We start from the raw sequence: 15,395 nt of genomic DNA, 5'->3' as shown, positions 1-15,395 counted from the left end.
GTTCATGCAGACGATCACGATATTGCCGATGATCGATATCGGTCCAGGCCCTTACAGCAACCTTCGGCAGCGCACGGCGATGAACCTCGACAGGACCCGGCTGATCAGCGAACTCAACGATCGGCTAAGAGAAACGTTCGCCGGCGGGCGGGTGATGCTGACGCGGTGCGTTCAAGGTCTCCCCGACGATGAGCGGGCGCAGTTGCTGCGAGCCGTGAGGGAGTTTGATGCCTTCGATGCGGCGAACGATCCGCAACGCGAACATGACTTCGGTCGCGTGCTGGTCGCAGGGCAAGGGTACTTTTGGAAGATCGACTATTTCGATAGCGACCTAGAGTACTTATCACCCGATCCAGCCGACCCAGCGGTGACGACGCGCGTCATAACAATCATGCGGGAGGACGAATATTGAGCCTCCTGCTTCAAGTGGACGTTGACCCCCAAAGCCGCGATCATTTCGCGGCTTCTTTTTTGTCAGGTGTTGCTCGGTTTTCGTCCTGCTCGCATTGCCGCAGGCCGGGGCCGGGCGGGGTCAACCTCAGCGAAAAAACGGCCGACCTTGACATCCAGGGCCGCTGCCAGAGCTTCCAAAACCGAAATAGTGACGTTCTCCTCGCCCCGTTCGATTCGGCCCACGTACGACCGGTCAATCGCCGCCTCAAGCGCAAGCCTTTCTTGAGAAAGGCCTCGCTCGACGCGCAGCTCGCGCAGATTCCAGCCGATGAGTTTGCGGGCGTCCATGATGGCGCACAAGGCCACATTGAGTGCTTGACAATCGACGGACTGTCAGTCCCATATTCGTTGCTACAAGTTCCACCTCGCAACCGAACAGATGCCTCTGAGGGAGGCGATCATATGCGGTTAGGCAAGGTATCTAAGGGAATTCCACGATGACCGCCTACATTGACGCCATGCGCCGCTACGTCGACTTCTCGGGGCGATCAACGCGAGCTCAGTTTTGGTCCTACCACCTCGCCCTCCTGGGGATCGCGGTGGGCACCTTCATCATCGACATCGTGATCAGCGGAGGCCGTGAGCCGCAGCCGCTGGTCTCCGCACTGGTCGTGATCGGCCATTACATCCCGTCGCTGGCGATCATCGTCAGACGCCTGCATGATTCCGGCAGCAGCGGCTGGCTGGTGTTGTTGTGCCTGATCCCCGGAATCGGGATCGTGGCCTTCATCGCGTTCGGCTGCTTCACACCGACCCCGGGGCCGAACCGGTACGGCCTACCCCTTCAGCCTCACTCGCAATCCGCCCCTGCTACCGCCCCAGCAGCATCTCAAGCCGCCAACGGGTCAGTGGTCGATCGCATCGAGAAAATAGCCGCGCTGCGTGCGTCTGGTGCGATCGATGACGCGGAGTACGCACAGCTGAAGAACCAGATCTTGAGCGGCATAGCTCGCTGACGGACGCTGCGGACCTTTGCCTTGCCGCCCGCTCGGGCGGCGTGCTCATTTGGAAATCAAAAAGTTCGGAAATTTGGAGGGACAATGAAAATCGCGATCGGTATTATTTCGATGTTTTTGGGGCTGCTGGTGCTACTGCAATCCTGCACCGTGGGCACGGCTTCCCATATGCTTGGGGAGCAAGCCACGGCCGATGCCGGTGCAGTCGGCATGCTGGTGGGTGTTCTCTACTTCGTCGGCGGAGCATTTTCGTTCGGCCTGCCGGTGGTGGCGATGGGCGTGTTCGCGGTGGCCTCGCTGCTGGCTTTGGCGGCCGGTGCGAGCGGAAACTTCAGCGACATGACAGTTTGGGCCGTGGTGGCCTTTATTCTCGCTGTAGGGGCATTTTTCTCGTGGCGTTCGGCCCGCAAGGGGAAGGTAGCGGCGAACAATGCGTAATGTCTCCAGTGCCGCTCTGATCTCGATTGGCTTGCTGGCCGGGGCAGGCAGTGTTCGCAGCGAGGACTTGCCCTATTTCGTTGGCAACGTCTGGGGCGTGTGGCAGCACCTACCCCCGAAAAATGCCAAACCCGACGACAAGCCTCATTGCAGGCTGGGAACCATGACGTGGCCGAACAGGGGGCTCAACTTCGTGTACGTCCTTACCAGCGCCGAATATATCGAGCCTTGGCTCCAGATTTATTCTGAGAATTGGGAGCTACCGATCGGCAACAAGACGAACGTCGATCTCATAACCATTGCCGGACGGCTGAGCTTCGAGCTGGCGGCGGAGAGCAACAATTCCCTGACTGGCTCAACCGACCCCAAGGTCGTCGGGAAGGACAAGTCTTTCAGTGTCGAAGTTGCCCTGTCCTACATGCTGGACTCGCGCCGCAAGGGCATCAGCACACGCATCACGTTCGCCGGTAGCGAGCCGGAATGGCATGTTCCGCCAATGGGCCAGTTTGAAACGTATCAGGTCAATGCCAATCTCAACGGCTGTATAGCCGACCTTCGTGGCAAAGCGGCTGATCTCTTCAGGCGCGGCAGCGGCAAAGCTGACGGCAAAACCTCACCCTTCGCGCAGTAGTTTTCCGACATCAGTGTCTATTGTTCTAGAGATGACGCGGAGTTACCAGAAATATAGCGAACGTTACTTATCTTGGATGTTGATCCTCACAGCAAAGCAAGATATATCTATACATATTACTTAAACCTCCTTGGTGAAATAATATTGCAGGCAGTGCATAATAACGACCCTATCGTTGATCACGGACAGGTTCTTGTTGTGACATCATCGTCGCCCGGCATTGTCTTGACATTCTGGCAATTGTCATATCGGATATTGTTCCACAAGCCAACGCGCCGCACGTTTCCTTGGCTACTATTCGGGGGTCTGAGATGACGCGTGCAATCTGCATCAAATGCGGGAATGAGAAACATGGCTCGTGGACACCCTGTCGAGAGTGCCGCTACCAGCCGTTCGGAGTTCCCGATGTCGCATGGTCGTTGATACTTTCGGACCATTACCTATCCGGGGATACACTGGACTGGATTGGCCAGTACATTGTGGCAAACAAGCGTCTTCCCCTGTTTGAAGCGGAGGAGATCAATACTCTCTATCAACGCGCGGAAGAGACCGTACTAGCTTCATCGCGGTCGTTGTCAAAGCGTGGATTGTTGCCTAAGACTTAGTAAGATTGCAACATATGCCAAACGACAGGGCGCACATGAGGAAGAGATATCTCGTAATTCTGGCCGTTATACTAGTCTTTCCCATGGCAGTTCTTGCGGAAGAAGAGCCTACGATGGAGGATCTTGTCAGGGATGCGAAGCAGAACTCCACGCTGAAACAAATGATATCGATGTCAGCTCAAACACTCCGGTGGGTGAACGCTAGGCTCAGTGAAGAGAAAAAGCCTCTTCTATTCTGCGAGCCGAGGGGTACAGCGATAACAGCGAACGACGCTCTTGCAATTATCGCATCCCAAGTCCGAGACTCAGAGTGGATCCGCAAGGACAAATCATCGAATATGCCCATGCATCTCCTCTCTGCCCTTGTCGAAAGATATCCGTGCTAATTCTGCTTCGCTGCGCGAGATAGAGCTTCATTGAAGCGAGCATCCCGGCTTGAATGACACGGTCTTTGTTTGCTCAAAGCCCTTGTCGTGGATATTTTTTCCCTTCTCCCTGAGGTCTGCTTTTATAAGTTTGCATGACGGGCCCTGGATTTCGATGGAGATATCCACCCGGACCTCATAATCGGTACCGATAGTAGAGTACTTCCCCATCCACTCAAACGGCTGGCGTTGCTCGTCGCGCAGAACGCTGGAGAGCGTCAAAATTCCGTCCCTGAAACTGCTTGAGGTAGACATTGTAATCTTGTTCGTCTCGCCGGGCTTAGAAGGGTCGCTGCATGAAATGCGGTCCGAGGTAGTTTTGCCGATGTCGAACAAGGGGCTGATAGATGACCACCTGCCATTGACCTTGCAGCCTCGTCCGAATGGTCCACCATATGCGAAAGTGTAGAATGTTTTCCCCTCGGATCGAACGGGCTGAATATATGCTCCGCCAGAAATTGGGTGTTTGTAGGCGTTGAAATTATTTTTCAGCGTGTTCCATGTATATTTATCGGTGTGGGTGGTGATATTCGATAGCTGAATATATTGAAACGCTGGCTTCGCAGTATCAGCTTGGGCGACGGACGTCGTGACCGCAAGCGCCGTAAGGGTGACGCAGAATATTCTCGTGCGGATGAATAATATCGATTTTTTCATCTTGCCCATACCGAAATTCGTTGCTCTGAGGGGGTGTGATCTATTTCAGCGTAGCGCGCAATTCTTCGAATACGAGACTGTCCTGTAACTTGTATAATCTTTGGAGGTGAAAGACTTATCCGCCGCACTGAGATTAAGTTCGAGCACCGCGCATTTGCCTCCTTCGATTTTTATTACTACATGAACCGACGCTACTACATCATTGCCCCAATGCGATGTGCGTTGCTTGGTTTTCATAGTGCTTGAAAGGGAAATCGTGTCGCCACTATGATTACTTGAAGACGCCATCGTGATTTCGGTCGTAGAGCCGGGCTCGATTGAATCTCTACAAACTAAACGATCTGATGTTTTGGATCCGATGTCATACAGCGGCGTGGCGTGAGAAAAACGCCCGTTAACCTTGCAACCGGCACTCCAGGGCGTCGAGTACCCAAGCGTATAAAAGGTTTTCCCGTCTATCCGCGTAGCAGTTATCATTGCGGGAGCAGATATCTTATCTCTTTGGACGAGGGGCCTATTTGTCAAAACCTCAAGATAGCGCCTTTCGGTCTGGACGGTTACATTTGGGATTTCAATTCCGTACCGTACCGGAAGAACCGACTCTGCCTTGGCAGGCACAAATTGTGTTGCCGCCAGCAACGCTGCGATGATGGCTGACGAGCTGATATTCGACATAAGGGGCCAGATGGGTCGCATAGGTTTCTCAGTAGCAGGCATATTTGCCGTTAACGAGCATGCAGTTGTTCTTTTGAGAAGGTATCATACTGCTACCTGAATTATTCTTGATCAACGCGTCGTTTGCCTTCCGTAATTTGGAGACTAGGCTTTCATTTCCTGCACGCGTCGCTGCATCTATCCCCATCCGGTAGGCAATGTTCGCCCGCGTCGGCTTTCCTGCTTTTTCGGCGTCGTACCCACTGCGCAGCCAATGCAAGGCATCCGCTATCTCGGCATTTTTCTGATTGATCTTTGCCTCTCGCTGATTTCCCGCAATCACCGCTTCGTCCGCGGCCTTTAGAAAGGCAATGCGCGCGCCATCAAACTTCCCGGCCTGCTGAAGTGCAATTGCTTGTCGATTGAGCTGTCGGCTATTCGTGCCATGTCGTTGTTCGTCCAGATCTGCCCTTCCGACATTATCGGTGGCTTGGGTTTGGCTGGCTAGGGATTGGACGATGGAAAGAATTGCTCCGCCTACTGCCAAGCCCGCTGCGATCTGCCCGCCGGTGACCTGACCGGAATTTCTGGTTCCCGAACCTCCGTTCCCCGATACGCAGGCCCAAGCATTTGTAGCAAGTTGCTTTCCCGGGCCGCAAACCGAATCCGCCAAGGCGAATTCTGACGTGGCGCAGGATGAAAAGGCGACAACAGCTGAAAAAAGATAGGTTAGTCGCTTCATTTTCAATCCCCCCGTAAGAACCCTATCGAGGACACAATTTATTACTACAGTCAATTCCCGCCGAACGTAAATTTAAACGCGTGGCCGGCACTAACGGTATTGGGTCTAGCACTACATTTCTTCACTAGTTCTGACCCTATCATGAGTCTATCCACGCGTGCGGTTTGTTGTCAGCGAGCTCCCTCGTATGCGGTCTGCTGGGCAGATGCCACGGTTGTGCTACAAGCTGGCTCGATAAGACGACAAGGCTCACACCCATGATACGGCTGCAACAGCGGGGCTTACTTGGATTTCTGGTAAATCCCTTCAATTCGACTGCCCGAATAATAGAACTTGATGGGCACCACCTTCGGGTCACGAGATTGGGCGAGACGTCGTCCATCTCTTTGGAAGCCATGACGTCGCCACCATCGGTGCGAAAGGGCTTGTTTGGTGCAACGCTGACGCTCTCAACAGCAGGAAGCGGGAACATTATCCTGCGCTGCGCCGGACACCCTGAAGCCCGTGATTTCTCCATTGAGGTCAAAAAAGCTTGGATTGACTTCAACCTTTCGGCTTTTGCTCGCGAGGCGGACCGCTTCTCCCGAGTTCATGCCGTTGTCGCCAACCTCTTCAATCCAACCTCCTATCCGGCGGCCTGCCATGTTGCACCCTTTCTTGCCGAAGCGAGAGCCCTCGATGACGCACTTCTATCGAAGCTCCAGCCAGATGCCATTGGCTCCGAGGCGGCCGCTGGTGTCGCATTGGTCAGAAAGTTTGCAAGCGAACCTCGATTAGGGAGAGCAAGTGCCATTGCAATATTCGTGACGGCTGCGCTGGACCGGTGGAAGGACTTCTTTGATACGATTGAGAGCAAGCCTCTGACGCCGGAACAGCGTCTGTCGGTCGTGGTGGACGAGGATGCAACATTGGTCCTCGCCGGTGCCGGGTCCGGCAAGACTAGCGTGATCACCGCGAAGGCAGCCTATCTGGTCAAGGCCGGTATACGCAAGCCGGAGGAAATCCTGCTGTTGGCCTTCGCGAAAAATGCCGCCAAGGAGATGTCTGAACGAGTGGAAGCGCGCTCAGGTGTTTCAATCGCGGCACAAACGTTTCACGCAATTGCCTATGACATCATCGGGATAGTGGAAGGGACAAAGCCCGCGCTGGCCGATCACGCCACCGATGACTTGGCGTTGAACAATATGATCAAGCAGATACTGAAAGACCTCGTTCTCACGAGACCGGAGGTGTCTAAGGCAATCATCCAATGGTTCGCCCACTTTCTGGTGGAGCCCAAGACCGAATGGGACTTTCAGACGAAACACGACTTCCACACCCACATGGAGCAGCAAGACCTGCGTACGCTGCAAGGGGAAAAGGTCAAGAGCTACGAAGAGTTGCAGATAGCTAACTGGCTTTACGAAAACGGCGTGGAGTATGAGTACGAACCCGTCTACGAGCACAAGACTTACGACACCGGGCGCCGTGAATATTGTCCGGACTTCCGCCTTACGGAAAGCGGCATTTATATCGAGCATTTCGGTGTGCGACGCCAGCAAATGTCTGATGGTAGCGAGCGGCTGACGACAGCTCCCTTCGTTAACCGCGAAGATTACCTTGCAGGCATGGAATGGAAGCGTCAGACCCACGCCGCACATGAGACGACCCTCATCGAAACCTACAGCTACGAACGGCAGGAGGGCCGCCTGCTGGCGGCCCTAGCCGAAAAGCTAGCCCCGCATGTAAATCTCCTGAACCCTCGCTCGGCTGAAACTCTCTACGACCACATTGTCGAGCTCAATCAGATCGATGCGTTCTCGCAGTTGCTCGGGACATTCCTGCGGAAGTTTAAAGGCGGTGGCTACAGCCTCGCGGCCTGCGACGCCAAGTCCGAGCGCATGAAACTAAGCAAGCGAGGCAAGGCGTTCCTTGCAGTATTTGAGCCTGTCTTTCAGGAATATCAGCAACGGCTTGGCAAGCGGATCGACTTCGAGGACATGATTCTCAGGGCCGCGCACTACGTTGAAACAGGCCGGTACGTGAGCCCGTTCCGCCATATCCTCGTCGATGAATTCCAAGATATCTCGCAAAGCCGAGCCCGGCTAGTGAAGGCTCTAAAAGCCCAGCACCCAGACGTTCGCATCTTTGCCGTGGGCGATGATTGGCAATCTATCTTCCGCTTTGCCGGGTCCGATATTCATCTCATGCGCCACTTCGGCGGTGAGTTCGGGGGAAGCTTCGATGGGCAATCCGGCATACACCGGACGGTCGACCTTGGTCGCACCTTCCGTTCCGTTGATAAGATCGCGTTCGCGGCTCAAGCCTTCGTTCTCAGGAATCCGGCGCAGATCCAAAAGCAAATAATTCCCGCCGGGATTGCGACAGAACCGGCGATCAAGATCATGATGACATCGAAGGGCGAGGAAGGACTGGGGGAAGTACTGGCCGCGATGTCCGCTAAGTTGGACGCCGGGCATACAGCCAGCGTGCTCCTTCTGGGGCGCTATCGGTTTATCGAGCCGGACATGCCGAATCTCCAGCGGCGGTTTCCAGGACTGCGTATTAGTTTCAAAACCATCCATGCTTCGAAGGGCCTCGAGGCCGACCATGTCATCCTCTTGAACGCAGACAGCGGCCGCACAGGCTTTCCCTCTGAGATCGTCGATGACCCCTTGCTTGCTTTGGTCTCACCTGAGGAAGAGGTGTTCCCAAACGCGGAAGAGCGGCGAGTGATGTACGTGGCGATGACGCGGGCGCGTCACAGCTTGACGATCCTTTCCTCCAATTCGAGACCCTCGTCTTTTGTCACTGAGCTCAAGAAAGATCCCGTCTATGGCGTTGCTGCGGCGGTCGGCGCCGAACAAGAAGCTTACCAGTGCGGTGAATGCAGCGGGCGGTTGCTGGGTGCACGAGGAAAAAATGGCCGCACCACATATCGCTGCGAGCACGTTCAGTATTGCGGCAATCTGCTGCCCGCCTGCCCGTCCTGCGGCGCTGGCACGCTACGTCGCGCGGCGGGATCGACTGAAGCTCGGTGTAGCTGTGGTGCCAGCTACCCAGCGTGCCCCGAATGCTCGGATGGATGGTTGATCGAACGAACCGGGAGATACGGCCCTTTCCTCGGTTGTGTTCGATACCCCACCTGTGACGGGAAAATGCATACTCCCCGCCCTGTTCGGCGCGAGCGGAAGGTCAAGTCTAAACTTTAGTGTACTCTTCGACAGGAGAACATCGCGTCCCTGCTGCGCCAATATTGGCAATGCAAGGATGAGCAGCGCAATGCAGCGAAAGGTCGCTCTCCCTGAGAACTAGCCTCTTGCGGGAAATTTCTACCTGCCATTTCTCCGCTCTGATAGCGCGATGGTAGGGAGGGAGCCTTCTGCAAGGTGATGTCCGGCGCCAGCCGCGCACTGTTAATTCAGCCTCGCTCACACGGCACAAAAAACATCACGGTCTCAGGCAAAGTTTTTCATGCTTCTTCACCCCTGACATGTCGCAGACGATGTGCTTGACTTGGAAGGGGTGGGAGCGGACGTCCGCCACGCTGGTTACCGCCTTGCCCGGAAGAATCGTGTCGGTTGTTCCCCATGTCTTACTTGTGCAGTCGTTCCCATCGCCGTTCATGTGGTAACACATCACCACCTGAATAGGTACAGAGCATCTATTCTCGATACGAACGTAGTCCCAATCGACCGCTCCTTTGCCAGCTTGGCTAAATTTTGCGCAGTCGCCACGAATTACCGGCGCTCGATTATCTTTCGCAGCATTCTTTTCGGGTTTGCTTGACCAAGGATCAAGGGTTGGGTCGCGATCTGCCTTGGACTGAAAGTTCTCTATTATTCGCTTGTTATCAGTAGCCGATTTCGTCGTATTAGATGGCGCCGGGATCTGGACGGCCGGTCTCGATGGCGATTTCGGAGGGTTACGTTTTCTAGCAACACATTGGTCCAACAGATCTGGATCAAGCCCCTGAGGTGTTTGCGATTCATCTACGCACTGACGGTGAATCATATCCGGCTTGTATTCACGCTCTGCTGCAGCGTTGCCAACGGTTAGCCACAGGGAAGCAATCGATATAAAAATCACGGGCCGTCTAAGGGTTTTTGAGAAGGTCATGTCGCGCACCTGCCGTCAAAATTCTTGTATCTTAAAACCGCTTTACTCAAAGTTCCCCTTCTTTCACAAATCTACTCTTAGCGTACTCGTAGTACTTCCGCCAAGAATCAAGAAAGCTACAAAACTCTTCCGCGTATCCATCTTTTCGGCATTGAGCAGCCGCATGCCTGTAAACTGATATTTCCTTAGCAAGGCGCTCAACCTTTGCCTTATCAGTCTTGGTCACTCCGTCTTTAATTATTACTTTGCTTTGCCTGACGTTATAAAGCACGTCCATTATTTCGGTCATAAACCGTTCCCCGTCATATTGGGGAGATTCCCCATAATAGGGCCTCAGAAATTTCGCAAACTCTTTGGCATCCAGGGGCTCGCTTGTAAAATTGTGAGGGTCCCTCGTACCCCCCGCCTGACACAAAAAGGCGCGCATTCCGCTATTCTTTGCTGCGGGGGAATCATCACGCTTGTCTAGGTAGTAGACAAGGGCGTTGTATTCCCACCAAATTCCATATCCCGACTTTTCGTAACCCCGCCCCTCTTCAAAGCATGGCATGCCCGGATAGCTCTCTTCGTTGTATTTTTTCAGGTATTGAGCAATACGCCTTGCACCCTTCAGGTCATCAACCTGAATATACTTTTGTGCAATGGTAAATAGATCCCCGAGGCACCCGTTGTCTTCCGATTTAAATCTTCCACATATCTTCAACGTCGCCCCTTCTTCATGACGATAAATACTTTTTATTTTGTTTTGGATTCCCTGATAAGGAGATATTATTTTGTATTCTTCGGCATCTGCTATTGTTGCAGTCAAAAATAGAAAAGCGGAAATTAACAATATTCGCATTTGTATTCCTCACTTGAATCTAAACTATACTGCGCAAAGTGGAGAAGTTCGTCAATAGCGAGCTGGAGGCGATGAGTGGCAAAGGCAGGCGATCTTCCTGAGGGGGCGAACTCTACCGCTTTTGGTACCGTAGTGACTGCTGCTTGCGTGAACCGTCCGCTGTCGAACCACCTACAGCCCCCGCTGTCACCTCGGGGTATACCCTCGCGTGACACGTCACCCGTTACCGCCCTTTATGTAACATCTGGGTTGACTACGCCTATTTGTGACAAGGTAGCCTCGGCTGTAAAGCTTGAGGTTACACATGGCCCGCATAGGCTACGCCCGCGTCAGTACCATCGATCAAGATTTACAGGTCCAACTTGACCGCCTCCGAAGCGAAGGCTGCGAGATCATACGGTCTGAAAAAGTTTCGGGCGCTAGCCGTGAAGGTCGCACTGAGCTAGAAACCATCATCGAGTTTTTGCGTGAAGGCGATGAACTTATAGTTACGAGGCTTGATCGCCTCGGGCGCGACACCCGAGATGTACTCAACATTGTTCACGATTGTCAGCAACGCAACGCATTCGTAACGATCCTCGACCCTCATGTTTCCACGCGCGGCGAAATGGGGCAAGTCATCCTGACTGTTCTCGGTATGGTCGCCCAGATGGAGCGCCGCTTCATAAAGGAGAGGCAACGCGAAGGCATTACGCGGGCAAAGGCCGCAGGGGTATATAAGGGCGGCAAATCCCGCTTCGATCATGACTGGATTAGGAAACTCCATATTAAGGGAGCGCGGCCGTCAGCAATTGCAAAGATTGTGGGATGCTCGCGGATGCAGGTCTATCGCGTACTTCGCGTGCTTGGCTAGTGTTGCAGGCTGGAAGGGCGCCACGTGTTTCGGCGACTCCTACTCGAAAGCACGCGAGCCCGCTATGCCAGTTTAAACTACGTTCTCACATCACTATTTTTGTTGATGAAGTCCGGTCTGCCTTGTCGATAGCTCCGTTACAAACTAGCGTTGTGCCCATAGGGGCGGAAGTACAATGGCTGCACGCAACAATCATATAATCACCCGCGATATTCGAGTTGGAAAGAATGCAGCGGAAGAGGACACCGAATTATTGTTCGACTGCTTCGTAGATAGCCGTGCGCTCAATGAGGCGATGGACCCCAACAGCAATGCTTCCATTATTTCGGGTCGGACCGGCTCAGGAAAAAGCGCCATCATCCAATATCTGCATCGCAGGGAAAAAACAGCGTACCTGTCTCCAATAGACATGGCGATGACGCATATTTCGAACTCAGATGTAATGCGTTTCCTCAACGATATCGGCGCAGATCTAAATTTATTCTTTCAAGCTATTTGGAAGCACGTTCTATTGGTTGAATATATTCGCCTGAAATACAGGATTGAAGATGAGACAAATTCACGAAAATGGGTAAATTCGATTTTTGAAAGATTCAGCACCGACAAGGGGAAGTCGAAAGCTGTCGCTTATCTGGAGAAATATTCTGGAAGTCTTTGGGTGACTATAGATGAGAACGTGCGCCAACTAACGGAGAGCTACGAAGGTCAAATTAGAGCGGAATTGGGCGTCGATGTAAGCAAGTTTGCTTCCAAGGCGGGGTACGGAGTTAACCTCAGTCAGCAGACTAAAAGTGAATACATTGCTCGCGTCCGCAAGATTATGAACTCGGAGCAGCTTCAGGATTTATCGAAGGTAATCTCGCTGCTCGCAGAGGGCTCGGCGTCGTCTATGGATATCCGATATATTCTTATCGATCATCTTGATGAGAGATGGGTGGACGAGGGAATAAAATACCGGCTGATTAACGCGTTGGTAGAGGCTCTTCCAAAGTTCAGGCCAATCAGGAACCTCAAGATCATCGTCGCACTTCGAACTGATGTGATTGAGCGATCAATTCAAGAAAACGAGGACAGCGCCTTTCAGCGTGAGAAATTCCGTGACAAGCTGATCGGGATCGAATGGAACCACAAGATGTTGAAGGAATTGATTGACAAACGGATAGGCCTCTCCTTCCGACGAAAATATTCTCCGCAAAGGCAAGTGCTATTTGATGATCTATTTGCGTCCAAGGTAAGAGGCCAAACCGCATTTGACTATATAATTGACAGAACCCTCCTGCGACCTAGGGATCTGATTTCTTTTACAAATGAATGCCTCGACGTTGCCGATCATAAAAGCGAAATTGCGCCAAGTGACGTTTATACAGCTGAATTAAAGTATTCTCAGTATCGATATGAGGCGTTATTGGACGAGTGGCGGGTGCCATTTCCAAATCTGTCGTCTATCACGGAGTTGCTCCGACGAAAGCGAAGCACTTTCAAGATTAGCGAGCTGGATGATCATGTTGTCGATAATGCAGCACTGGAGATCTCGGCAAGTAGGAAGGCGTCTGTAGACCCGCTCACCAAGGCGGCTGCCGTCTTGTGCGACAGCCCTTCCCCACACTCCCGACTTTCGTTCATAAAAATCGCGGTCTCAACGATGTATCGTGTCGGCGCAATAGGGCTAAAACTATCGCCTAGCGAACCAACTATTTACTCGCACAGAGATCGGCCCATCGTAGACGCCAATGAAATCACCGAGGACACAGGCGTGCGGGTTGTGAAGATGCTCTATGCGCATCTGAGAATTGATGACGGTGGGAGAAAGTAGGGAAGTTACATATCACTACCTGAGCTTATAGCCCAACGCCCTCAGCTCTTTTTGGATGGACCAACCTATCTCTTCAACGGATTTATCAAACGCTTTGTAAATAAGTCCATTTAGGTCGCTGGGCATCGTCATCTTTCCACGATGGAGACAGCAGGTTCGCTTGCGGCCGAGGCGGCCGACAAAATAACCGAACTCCCAAATCACATTCGGCCTCGCGCGATATTCTTTTTTTCGCTGATCATCAGCCTTTTCGTCGTCGGCGATCACGTATGCTATTTCGTCAGGTGTCATCAAGATGAATGCGTAGCCGACATCTGCGTGATCTTCGAACTTCTCTATTATAGTTCTACCTCCATCGACCTGCCGATGCAGTATAACAGGATCAAGGCCCATGTCTCTTAGCATGATTTCTAACTCATTCTTAGCGCCCTCGTCATGACCGTGCACGATAAATACCTTATTGGTAAGGTCGTGAGGGGCAACGGCCGTCTCCTTCCTAAGTATTTCTCCGAAGGCGTCATGTTCCAATATTTCCAACGCCGACTGTAGCGCCCCTAGGTAATGGGCGAGCGCATGAGCGAACTTGTCAGAGTCGTTTCCAATCAAGGTGACCTTAGAAGCACTGTGAAGTAGCGCAGTAGGAGCCGCATCGGGCCCGAACAGTCCCGAAATAGCGCCCGTCACTCGGGTCTTCCACGTTACCCAATCGGCCGTCAATGCCTCGGGATACCCGCTTCTGCTTTTCGCGGAAAAGTTATGGTAGTTGAATACTTTCCCTCGATCCAGCAATTGTTGGATCGTTTCTTTTGCTTCGTTCAATTGCGCCTCTTGCACTTTTGCTTCGAACTCCTGCTGGGATACATAATAGAAATTCCGGTGGCAATGATCTGCCCGAACTACACACGTTCCGGTTTGGTCGGCTGCGCTAAAAGATCATGGTATCGAAGCGGAGTTCGCTGGTCTGAGTGATCCACGGTAAAGACGTTGCTGAGGTAGGATATCACTTCACTTTGGTAGAAGGTCAGCCGGCGTCTGAATAAACGAGTACGGAGCTTTCCTTGTGCAGAGGTCGAAGGGTACGACATGAAGCCTGAGGTCATCGGCCAACCGGAAGGGCTCTTGGAATGAGGGGAACCCTTCAACTTCTGGATAGACGAGGAACATATCGCCGACTCCATTCAAAAACTTTTGGCCATAAGCAAAAAGCTGATAGAAATCAGCTTGACTGAGGCCATAGCCCCCCTTGCGGCTACCGTTAAGTCTTTTCCATTTAGCATCAACTACCCACCTGGACGGTCCATGGGTCACCAAGACGTCCGGCTTCAACTGAAACCACCTCTCGTTACCCATTGCGCACAGGTACTGATCATTCTGTTGCCAAAGAACTTGAAAACCTGCAGGAACCGCAGCTTTCAATGAGGAAAAAACGTAGCGCTCGAACAAACGCTCCATTGGAAAGAGCATGCTTACGCCACGATAGCCTCCGGCCACCGCGAAGGGCAGTCGATGATTCAGCAGGAGATCACTGAGCGATCGAATTCTTCCATAGTCCGCCAGATAGCGGCCTTTTCCCCATCTGTCCAAATCGGAACGGATATCATTGCTCTCCGGCACATCGTTAAGCATGAGCGAAAGCTCTCTGGCTCGGCGCCAATTTTGGCTAGAGACCGTATGCCGCAATACATGTTCGGTGGCCGATCGTACGATGCGATTTTCCGGCCGATCGAGAGAAAATTCGTCGAGCCGGACACTAAATTGGTGGAGTCCACCAGCCCCACAGCGGATCTGCGTCGCTACGTCCAACTTCCCTCGTAGGAAGCGCTCACGCCTGTCGAATATGGTGTAAGCGGACCTTAAGCCGCGGCGAAGCAGCTCCGACGCTTCATCAAGGAAAGCGGTTGCTAGCCATTCTGTCATCGGCAGGTCGAAGGCCGCAATTTCAGCATTTCCAGCAAGCCGCGGCTTAATGTTCATGCTCTCCGTTATCATGGTGATGAGTAGGCGGCGAGCAGCGCCCGCATCATCTTGCTCGGAGACATACTTCGGAAGGATTTCGATCTGCGTTCCACAAGGGGTTTGGACCACGCCGACGTAGTTTTGGACGCTGATGGTATCTGGCGCTTCTATCTGCACCAACGGGGGTGTCTCGCATTCGCCTCTTCCGTGTCGCAACAGCCAATCGAAGGCCGTCGTGGAAATAGATACTCGATCAAGCGAGGCAGGTACGTC

General features: G+C 52.9%; 15 protein-coding genes. 8 read left to right on the top strand and 7 right to left on the bottom strand.

Annotated features, from left to right (window positions below; translation table 11 throughout):
* The first annotated feature begins 4 nt into the window (after positions 1–4).
* The gene (locus C5J22_RS14575) at positions 5–412 is read left to right on the top strand and encodes a DUF3768 domain-containing protein (RefSeq protein ID WP_245440385.1); all 408 of its coding nucleotides are present in this window, start codon (positions 5–7) and stop codon (positions 410–412) included.
* 62 nt (positions 413–474) lie between these two features.
* On the opposite strand, the gene C5J22_RS14570 is transcribed toward C5J22_RS14575, so the two are convergent.
* Positions 475–741 carry a helix-turn-helix domain-containing protein gene (locus tag C5J22_RS14570; protein WP_105438890.1) on the bottom strand — a complete coding sequence of 89 codons (267 nt, stop codon included), beginning with the start codon at positions 739–741 and terminating at the stop codon, positions 475–477.
* Positions 742–890: 149 nt separating this feature from the next.
* Between C5J22_RS14570 and C5J22_RS14565 the strand changes: the two genes are divergently transcribed.
* The 4 genes from C5J22_RS14565 (at position 891) to C5J22_RS14550 (ending at position 3,469) form a co-directional block, all read left to right on the top strand.
* The gene (locus C5J22_RS14565; protein ID WP_105438889.1) at positions 891–1,409 is read left to right on the top strand and encodes a DUF805 domain-containing protein; all 519 of its coding nucleotides are present in this window, start codon (positions 891–893) and stop codon (positions 1,407–1,409) included.
* A gap of 84 nt (positions 1,410–1,493) precedes the next feature.
* Positions 1,494–1,847: a hypothetical protein gene (locus C5J22_RS14560; protein WP_105438779.1), complete on the top strand. Its 354-nt coding sequence runs from the start codon at positions 1,494–1,496 to the stop codon at positions 1,845–1,847.
* On the top strand, positions 1,840–2,478 hold the full coding sequence (locus tag C5J22_RS14555; RefSeq protein ID WP_105438778.1) for a hypothetical protein: 639 nt from the start codon (positions 1,840–1,842) through the stop codon (positions 2,476–2,478). Before C5J22_RS14560 ends, C5J22_RS14555 begins: the two co-directional genes overlap by 8 nt.
* Before the next feature lie 619 nt (positions 2,479–3,097).
* Positions 3,098–3,469, top strand: coding sequence for a hypothetical protein (locus C5J22_RS14550; RefSeq protein WP_105438777.1), 372 nt, complete (start codon positions 3,098–3,100; stop codon positions 3,467–3,469).
* A 27-nt stretch (positions 3,470–3,496) separates the two neighbouring features.
* Here C5J22_RS14550 and C5J22_RS14545 read toward each other — a convergent pair whose 3' ends face one another.
* Together C5J22_RS14545 and C5J22_RS14540 are read right to left on the bottom strand one after the other, a co-directional pair.
* Positions 3,497–4,174: a hypothetical protein gene (locus tag C5J22_RS14545; RefSeq protein WP_105438776.1), complete on the bottom strand. Its 678-nt coding sequence runs from the start codon at positions 4,172–4,174 to the stop codon at positions 3,497–3,499.
* Positions 4,175–4,868: 694 nt separating this feature from the next.
* Positions 4,869–5,561 carry a hypothetical protein gene (locus tag C5J22_RS14540; protein WP_172746626.1) on the bottom strand — a complete coding sequence of 231 codons (693 nt, stop codon included), beginning with the start codon at positions 5,559–5,561 and terminating at the stop codon, positions 4,869–4,871.
* Positions 5,562–5,923: 362 nt separating this feature from the next.
* Here C5J22_RS14540 and C5J22_RS14535 point away from each other — a divergent pair, with 362 nt between their 5' ends.
* Positions 5,924–8,752 carry a UvrD-helicase domain-containing protein gene (locus C5J22_RS14535; protein ID WP_245440384.1) on the top strand — a complete coding sequence of 943 codons (2,829 nt, stop codon included), beginning with the start codon at positions 5,924–5,926 and terminating at the stop codon, positions 8,750–8,752.
* A 238-nt stretch (positions 8,753–8,990) separates the two neighbouring features.
* Here C5J22_RS14535 and C5J22_RS31170 read toward each other — a convergent pair whose 3' ends face one another.
* Both C5J22_RS31170 and C5J22_RS14525 read right to left on the bottom strand, forming a co-directional pair.
* Positions 8,991–9,659: a hypothetical protein gene (locus C5J22_RS31170; RefSeq protein WP_172746625.1), complete on the bottom strand. Its 669-nt coding sequence runs from the start codon at positions 9,657–9,659 to the stop codon at positions 8,991–8,993.
* 46 nt (positions 9,660–9,705) lie between these two features.
* Complete coding sequence (locus C5J22_RS14525) at positions 9,706–10,500, bottom strand: hypothetical protein (protein WP_105438772.1); 795 nt, start codon at positions 10,498–10,500, stop codon at positions 9,706–9,708.
* A gap of 304 nt (positions 10,501–10,804) precedes the next feature.
* Between C5J22_RS14525 and C5J22_RS14520 the strand changes: the two genes are divergently transcribed.
* Both C5J22_RS14520 and C5J22_RS14515 read left to right on the top strand, forming a co-directional pair.
* The gene (locus tag C5J22_RS14520) at positions 10,805–11,353 is read left to right on the top strand and encodes a recombinase family protein (protein WP_105438771.1); all 549 of its coding nucleotides are present in this window, start codon (positions 10,805–10,807) and stop codon (positions 11,351–11,353) included.
* A 175-nt stretch (positions 11,354–11,528) separates the two neighbouring features.
* A complete protein-coding gene (locus C5J22_RS14515) occupies positions 11,529–13,166 on the top strand; it encodes a P-loop ATPase, Sll1717 family (protein ID WP_105438770.1) in 1,638 nt (545 codons plus the stop codon).
* A gap of 15 nt (positions 13,167–13,181) precedes the next feature.
* Here the strand turns inward: C5J22_RS14515 and C5J22_RS14510 are convergent, their stop codons facing one another.
* Positions 13,182–13,985, bottom strand: a complete 804-nt coding sequence (locus tag C5J22_RS14510) for a TIR domain-containing protein (protein WP_205837184.1) — start codon at positions 13,983–13,985, stop codon at positions 13,182–13,184.
* A gap of 186 nt (positions 13,986–14,171) precedes the next feature.
* Positions 14,172–15,299, bottom strand: a complete 1,128-nt coding sequence (locus C5J22_RS14505) for an McrC family protein (RefSeq protein WP_245440395.1) — start codon at positions 15,297–15,299, stop codon at positions 14,172–14,174.
* Positions 15,300–15,395 lie beyond the last annotated feature (96 nt).

Origin of the sequence: Neorhizobium sp. T25_13 (genome assembly GCF_002968675.1) — a bacterium.
Lineage (GTDB): Bacteria > Pseudomonadota > Alphaproteobacteria > Rhizobiales > Rhizobiaceae > Neorhizobium > Neorhizobium tomejilense.
This window is presented reverse-complemented; position numbering and strand designations above follow the sequence as displayed.

Coding starts and splice junctions, on each gene's coding strand:
- C5J22_RS14515 (WP_105438770.1), top strand. CDS start 11,529: ATGGCTGCACGCAACAATCATATAATCACCCGCGATATTCGAGTTGGA.
- C5J22_RS14570 (WP_105438890.1), bottom strand. CDS start 741: ATGGACGCCCGCAAACTCATCGGCTGGAATCTGCGCGAGCTGCGCGTC.
- C5J22_RS14550 (WP_105438777.1), top strand. CDS start 3,098: ATGCCAAACGACAGGGCGCACATGAGGAAGAGATATCTCGTAATTCTG.
- C5J22_RS14540 (WP_172746626.1), bottom strand. CDS start 5,561: ATGAAGCGACTAACCTATCTTTTTTCAGCTGTTGTCGCCTTTTCATCC.
- C5J22_RS14560 (WP_105438779.1), top strand. CDS start 1,494: ATGAAAATCGCGATCGGTATTATTTCGATGTTTTTGGGGCTGCTGGTG.
- C5J22_RS14525 (WP_105438772.1), bottom strand. CDS start 10,500: ATGCGAATATTGTTAATTTCCGCTTTTCTATTTTTGACTGCAACAATA.
- C5J22_RS14520 (WP_105438771.1), top strand. CDS start 10,805: ATGGCCCGCATAGGCTACGCCCGCGTCAGTACCATCGATCAAGATTTA.
- C5J22_RS31170 (WP_172746625.1), bottom strand. CDS start 9,659: ATGACCTTCTCAAAAACCCTTAGACGGCCCGTGATTTTTATATCGATT.
- C5J22_RS14545 (WP_105438776.1), bottom strand. CDS start 4,174: ATGGGCAAGATGAAAAAATCGATATTATTCATCCGCACGAGAATATTC.
- C5J22_RS14565 (WP_105438889.1), top strand. CDS start 891: ATGACCGCCTACATTGACGCCATGCGCCGCTACGTCGACTTCTCGGGG.
- C5J22_RS14555 (WP_105438778.1), top strand. CDS start 1,840: ATGCGTAATGTCTCCAGTGCCGCTCTGATCTCGATTGGCTTGCTGGCC.
- C5J22_RS14575 (WP_245440385.1), top strand. CDS start 5: ATGCAGACGATCACGATATTGCCGATGATCGATATCGGTCCAGGCCCT.